Below are 7,570 nucleotides of genomic sequence, written 5' to 3'. Positions count from 1 at the left end.
AGCTTGCAGGAAGGGCTGGTTCGCCTCGGCTAATGGGGACGACATAGAAACCCCGGGAAGCTCTTGGCTACCGGGACATGCAAGTCGTGGCCAGGGTCAACCAGGGCAAGCGGACGGTGCTCGAGTATTTGTTGTCGCCTGTGCAGAAGTCGGGGAGGGAGAGGTGAATCACTGCTTGATGGTAATCGTCAATAGGCAGTCGCTACTTTGGCAATCGAAAACTGAGAACAATCGATGACCGGAATTTATCTTCTCTCGACGTTGGGGATTTGGCTGGCCTTCTGCATTTGGTTGAGCAAGGCTATCGCGCAAAAGATGCCCAAGGCAGTCCTGCGAATACCCATTGGTGTAGCTGTATTTGTACTACTGCTACTGCTACCGTTGCTCGATGAGTTCATTGGAAGTCGCCAGTTTGAGCAGCTCTGTAAAGCGAACTCGACGATTCAAGTTGATCGTGCGGCAGCGGCAGGAAAGACTGTTTATCTAGCTGACATGGTTGATATTGAAATCAAAAATAAGTGGCTGCGTTTTGTTGTGCGGCAATGGCGGTTTCTTGATGCGACAACTAATGAACTTGTTGTTAGCTACAACACTTTGATGGCAGGCGGTGGGCGACTCAGCCAGATGTTGGGTATTTCGGAAGGTCGCGTGCCATTGACTTTTAAGGGGCAATGTGAGCCCGGTGGATTGGTCGACCCCGTCAAGTTATTTAGCGACCTCAAGATAACTCAAATTCAACGCTCGAAACTTAATCATCAGGAGAAAAAATGACAACCATCAACGATACATTCATCAATGCATTGCTGGCGGATTCCTCGTATGTCGATGGATTAACTCCTGGTTTAAGTGAGGATAACTTAAGCGCCAAATTGGCTGGTCGAATGACTCCCGAGTTGGCCAAATACATAGGGGATAACTTCAGCGTCGTGACTCAAGCGAGCGGTTTTTCTTCAAGTTTTGAAGCCACGGTTTGGCGTGGAAATTCAGGCACACCTTACGCCGGGCAGGTTTATGTCTCCATGCGTGGTACCCAGGAAATTCCTGATTTCGCTGTCGACGGTGACCTGGCCATATCTGGTTTGGCGCACGCTCAGTTGGTTGACATGGTTAACTGGTGGTTGCGCGAAAGCACGCTACCGGGGCAAATGGCAAAGCAGATCGCTCTTGATGTTACGGTGGTATCTACTATTCCTCCCGTTGTTTTCCAGAATTTTGTTGCTGCTCCCGATGTTCAAGGTGTAGGAAGCCTGACAGGAATTGCAGGCATCAGCGCCATCAAATCAGTGAACGGCCACAGTCTTGGGGGTTATCTTGCCAGCTCATTTGTGAGGTTGTTCGGTTCTCAGTGGCCAGTCGAAGCGATCAATACTTTTAACAGCGCGGGCTTTAGCAGGCCGGCAACACTCAATATTGAGAATGGGTTTGGCCAGATTACCCAAGCCATCGGAAGTTGGTTGGGAATCGGAAGTTTTAGCGACGCACAGAATAATTATTTTGCTGAGAATGGTATCAACGTAACTACCAATACTTGGAACCCGGTGGGATTCAAGCAATACGGTACGCGAATAGGATTGTTCCAGGAGGACCTCACGCCGGCGCTTATCAACAATCATTACATGTATAAGCTCACCGACATGTTGGCGTTGGGCAATGCGCTGGCCAAACTGGACTCGACATTCGATTTGGTAAAACTGTCTAAGTTGGTCAGCGCCGGCAGTAATCAAATGGTGGCGTCCTATGAGGGGCTGCTTGATGGTCTTAGAAGGATGTTGCAGTCTGCAGACGCGGCTCCAACTTTCCCGGGAGACGCAAATGGATCTAATACAGGTCCGCAGCCAGGAACACGGTTAAATTTTCACTCCAATCTCGACACTCTCGTCAAGAGCGATGCTTTCAAGGGCCTTATCGGCAAGGCCACGCTGACGCTTGCCGATGCAGGCCTTGCCACCCAAGCTGAGACAAACTTTTCTGCCTTTCTAAGCCTTTATGCGCTAAGCCCTGTCGTTATTAATACAAGCGACACCACAGCGCTTGGAAAACTCAAACAAGCTAACGAAGTATTAGCCGGGAAATGGGACGCTGATGCGCAGCTCACGGCGCAGCAGCGGGCTCAGGGGCTTGGTACCTTTACCGGGAATTGGCGGACTGACCGCGCCCTGCTATTGCAAGCAATCGTTGGCCGCAATGAAAAAGATCTCACTGGCACAGGCACTGTCGTTGGCAGTGCCCAATTTGCCACAGATCGCGTGTTCGAACTAGAGTATGTGGATTTCAGTGACAGCGCAAAGAAGACGCTGATTGCCTGGAACCCCGCCAACAACGCGGCAAGCAATGCACTCAGCACTCGCCCTCGGCAACGTATCGCCTTCGGTGACGACCAAGCCAATACCCTCACTGGCAGCGACAACAAGCTCGAAGACCACCTCTACGGCGGAGGTGGTGATGACACTCTGGACGGAAAAGCCGGTGCCGACTATCTCGAAGGCAACGCAGGCGACGACATCCTCATCGGAGGTGAGGGCGATGACACCCTGGTAGGCGGTGCGGGCTCCGACACCTACCGCATCACAGCCGGTGAAGGCTTCGACACCCTGACGGACAAAGACGGCAAGATCGAACTCAAGATTGGTGCTGACACGATTACCTTGGCTGGCGGCCATGCGGTCCCCAACTCGGCCAACACCTGGATGGGCCACGACGGCCGCGTGTACTACAGCCTGATTCCATCCTCCAGCGGTGAGGGCGCGATGGACCTTGTTATCAGCACCACCGCTGGCGCCTTCAAGATACGCAATTTTGAAAGCGGCGACCTTGGCATCACGCTCGAAGGCGCGCAGCCCGATACGGTGATACGTACACCGCGCACTGGAGGAAGTTTCGACCACGCCGGCGCGGAAATCTTCACGCTCACCGCACCTTACAACTGGTTGGACCTTGAAGAGCGCGGCGATCACGACAAAATCATTATCGAAGGTAGCGAAACCGCAGCCGTCACTCCCTTCTACGGAGGCATCGCCACTCCCACAGACGCCGGCGATATCGTCATCGGAGGTGGTGGCAACGACCTGCTGGCCACTGGTATGGAAAATAACCGAAGCCTGTATCGATCGACGACCGACCAGACCAAAGAGATCCTCTCGTACGAGTACAACCCCGCGGGCCTGACCGTGGACGGCGTTCGCTACGCTTACCTGTTCAGCTATGCCGGTGGCACACAGGACGTCGGGCGCGACCACATCGAGGGAAACGCCGGGGCCGACGTGCTTTCCGGCGGCAATCGAGGCGACGAGCTGCTGGGTGGCAGCGAGGGAGATCTGCTGTTTGGCGGCCGCGGAGCCGACTACCTTGACGGTGGTTCGGGCAACGACCTGATGTTTGCCAGCCACTCCATCGAGCGCGAGCGCCTCACCAAATTTGGGGAACTCGGTGCCGGCCAGACCGTGGTGGCCAGCGCAATCCTGGATGGTGTCGTGCCGCTCTGGCGCCTGCTGACTACCCAGGTAGGTACAAGCCTGAAATACAGCGTGGAAGGCCTGTCGATCATAGACACCAATAACCAGATAGACCGACCCTTGGCCTTGGATTTGAGCAATTATGTGGATGCCAGCACCTCGATCTATGGCAATGGCGGGGACATGCTCTTCGGTGGTACGGGTGATGATTTGCTCGTGGGTTCCCACGCAACGGACTACCTCTACGGCGAACAAGACAACGACACGATTTATGGCCGCGGTGGCGCTGACCGTCTCGAAGGCGGTGGCGGCAATGACATCCTGTACGGCGATGGTGTGGAAGGTGACGTAACCTCGTGGGCGGCAACGCCTGAAAGCCTGTTCGGTGATGATTATCTGGATGGCGGATCAGGCAATGACCTTCTCAACGGTGGCAATGGCGTTGACACCTTGATCGGCGGGGACGGGTTGGACTGGCTTTACGGCGGTAAGGGCGACGACACCCTGATCGGTGGCGAAGGGCAAGACCGGCTTTACGGTGAAGACGACAACGACACCCTGGTGGTGGGCGCAACCGACATTGCCGAAGGCGGCGCCGGCGATGACATTTACCAGGTCAACGGCAATGCCGAGCTGACCGACGACTCTGGACAAAACCGCTACACCATTGACGCCTCCCAGGCGACAGTGGTCAAACTGAACGACTCCTCGCATGCGGCCGGCACGCTGAATATCATCAATGCCGGCAACCCGGCGGATGTGCCCGTGCTGACCTTCCTTCCAAACGGCAACCAGGTCTTAACCATTGGGGCGCTGCAGGTGCAAGGCACAGGCTGGGCGGATGGCTCCCTGGCGTCTGTCAGCGTCAACGGCAAAACCTATACCGCAAAAGCGCTGCTTCAGCGTAGCCTCACACCGCGAACCGTGGACGTGGCTGGCGCCAATCAGGAAGTTGTCACAGGTCTGGGCGCTGACAGCATTGCGGTGCATGCCGGCGGCAATACGATTTCCGCAGGCGGAGGTAACGATCAGATTCAGCTTGAGTCAGGTGGAAACACTTTGAGCTTTGAGGCTAATGACGGCCGGGACCTTGTGAAGATGGGTAGCGGTGCCCTGGCGGCCGCCTCGGCGGTGACCATCGCCCTGGGCGAACAAGCCGACCTGGCCAGCCTGCGCATAGGCCTGGTGCAGCGCAATTCCAAATCGGTGGTGCTGTACCTCGACTCGACCGGTACCGACAGCATCACGCTGGAGCCCAGCTACGGCGATGGGGATGTCGAGCTGTTCCTGGCCAACATCGTGGTCACGGCCGGCGGCCAGACCACCACGCTGGCGGGCCTGCTGGCGGCGGGCCAGGAAGCCCAGGGGGACGCTGGCGATAACTACCTTATGGCCTTCAACAAACCCAGCGTTCTGTCGGGGGCAGCCGGTTACGACGTGCTGGTGGGCAGCGCGTTCAACGACACGCTCGACGGCGGCACCGGAGAGGACACCCTGGTGGGCGGAGCGGGCGACGATACGTATGTCTGGGGAAGGGGCAGCGGCAACGATACCGTGACCGAAGAAAGTGGATTCGACACCTTGTTGCTGGGCAATTTGCTGGCCACCGATATCCGGGTTCGAGGCGACGGCGGCGTGGGCTTTGTGATTGAGGTGATTGATACCGGTGAGCGGCTTCGGCTCATCAGCAGCTCTCTTGATTTACTCCAGCAGAGCGTGGTTGAAAAGCTGGTCTTTGCAGACGGGCTCGAGTGGGACCTCCCGGCCCTTCGGCTCAAATCACTGGAAGGTACCCCCGGCAGCGACTTCATCTGGGGCTTTGATACCGATGACGTGCTTGACGGCGGTGATGGCAACGACAGCCTGATCGGTGGCGGGGGTGATGATCGTCTTATAGGTGGTGCCGGCAACGACAACCTGGATGGAGGCACAGGAAGCGACACTTTCGTCTGGGGGCGCGGAGACGGCGACGACCACATCTATGATTTTGGCGGTGGTGCCAATGACTCTCTGGAACTTCGAGGTCTGTACGCCTCGGACCTGACCATGGTCCGGCATAACGGCGGCGAAGCATTTCTGAGGATCAACAACACGGGCGAGACGCTGAGCATTGCGCAGAACTTTTTGGCGGGAGAGCTATATACCGTTGAGTGGTTCCGGTTTGCGGATGGGACCGTCTGGAACATCCAGGACCAGGCGCTCAATATGGAGCTGAGGGAAAGTTATTCCTTCGAATCGGCATTGATAGGGTGGTCGCTGTTCGACCACATCGTCGGCGGCGCTTACGAAAACTACCTCTACGGATTTGAGGGCGACGACATCCTCGACGGCGGGGGCGGCAACGACTATTTGTATGGCGGCTCCGGCAACGACACATACGTTTGGTATGCCGGTTCAGGTGATGACATCATTCGTGATACTTCCGGGGAGCCCGGTGATACCGGTGGAGGTTTTGACAACGTCAGGCTGGTGGGACTGAATCCAGCCGACATCGTGCTGACCTACGAGCCTGGGTACCTGGACCTCATCATCCAGATTATTTCCACCGGTGAGACATTGACGATCAGCCAGGGCCTCAATGCCGACGCCACGGGCTATTTCCTGGAGCGCATTGTTTTCGACAATGGTGTGGTCTGGAATGCTGGCGATATATTCGCGCTGGCTGAGGCGAGCCGCCTCAATCATGCCCCTGAAGCGGTGTATGCCTTGGACGATCAGGAAATCGAGGCACAAGGGAACGTCGGCCTGGATATTCCCTCGGACCTGTTTTCTGACGAAGACGGCAATCCGTTGACGTACAGCTTCAGCCTTGCCAACGGCGACCCTTTGCCCGCCTGGCTAAACTTCAACGTCGACTCGTTCAGGCTTGAGGGAACCGCGCCATTGGGCTTTGCCGGGGCGCTTTCCATTACCGTCAAGGCAAGGGACATCTTCGGCTTGTCAGCCTCGTCGAATTTCACGCTCACGGTTGCCGCGCCCGATGCGGTCATTCAAGGCACGGAAGGCAATGACACCCTCTTCGGCACTTCAAGGGCTGACGTGATGGCCGGTGGCGCCGGCAACGACTTGCTGAGCGGTGGCGCCGGCAACGACGTCTACCTGTACAGCCGGGGCGACGGCTCCGACCGCATCGACGACTACGACGAGACGGTGGGGAACATCGACACCCTGCGCTTTGACAGCACGGTGACCGCCGCTGATATCAAGGTCACCCGAAACTTCGACGGCGACGCGTACCTGAGCATCGGCGGCACAAGAGACCGCATCACTCTGGCAGGGACGTTCGCCATCGGAGGCAACAAGATAGAGCAGATCGAGTTTGCCGACGGTACCGTGTGGGATACCGCAATGCTCGAAAGCCTGCAAGTGCTGCAAACTGCGACCGAAGGCACAGACGAGCTGGTAGGCACTGTGGGTGATGACACGGTCAACGGCCTGGGGGGTGACGACGAGTTGTTCGGCATGGCCGGCAACGATACCCTGGACGGCGGTGCCGGCAATGACTACCTGTCAGGAGGCGCCGGTAGCGACGTTTATCTCTTTGGCCGCGGCTCAGGTGTAGACCTGATCGGCGAGTTCAACGAGGCGGCGGGCGATATCGACACCTTGCGCTTTGACAGTACCGTAGAAGTGGCTGATATCACGGTCACACGTGATGAAGCCGGCACACTGACTTTGAGCATCAACGGCACGGACGATAAGGTGCAATTCAACAACTGGTTTGCCGACAATACCGACCAATTCAAACAGGTGGAGCGGGTTGAGTTCGCCGACGGCACCGTGTGGGACCGGCAGGCCTTGGAGGCAGCAGTTGTCCCAACCGCGACCACCCCCACAATCCTGGGCACAGCCGGAGACGACATGTTAGGCGGCACAGGCGCAGCAGACGTGTTTGATGGGCAGGCCGGGGACGACGAGTTTCACGGAGGGGAGGGTAACGACGTCTACCTGTACAGCCTGGGAGACGGTAGCGACACCATCCTGGACTACGACGAGACCGCCGGCAATGTGGACACCGTGCGCTTTGACGGCACCGTGCTGGCCGGCGACGTCAGCCTCAGCCGCGACCAGACGCACCTGTACCTCAACATCGCGGGAACGGGCGAGCGCATCACCTT

The 7,570-nt window shown here is 57.3% G+C and carries 2 protein-coding genes; both read left to right on the top strand.

Annotated elements, in window-relative coordinates:
• Positions 1-234 precede the first annotated feature (234 nt).
• Positions 235-771: a hypothetical protein gene (locus tag AC1D1F_RS24535; protein ID WP_477678896.1), complete on the top strand. Its 537-nt coding sequence runs from the start codon at positions 235-237 to the stop codon at positions 769-771.
• Positions 768-7,570 (top strand): calcium-binding protein (locus AC1D1F_RS24530; RefSeq protein WP_477700875.1); only part of this gene is annotated, 6,803 nt, incomplete at its 3' end. The genes AC1D1F_RS24535 and AC1D1F_RS24530, both read left to right, overlap by 4 nt.

The organism is Polaromonas sp. P1_H6 (assembly GCF_056405195.1).
This window is presented reverse-complemented; position numbering and strand designations above follow the sequence as displayed.

Bases quoted from the DNA above. Each gene is read 5' to 3' on its own strand.
- AC1D1F_RS24535 (WP_477678896.1), top strand. From the start codon at position 235: ATGACCGGAATTTATCTTCTCTCGACGTTGGGGATTTGGCTGGCCTTC.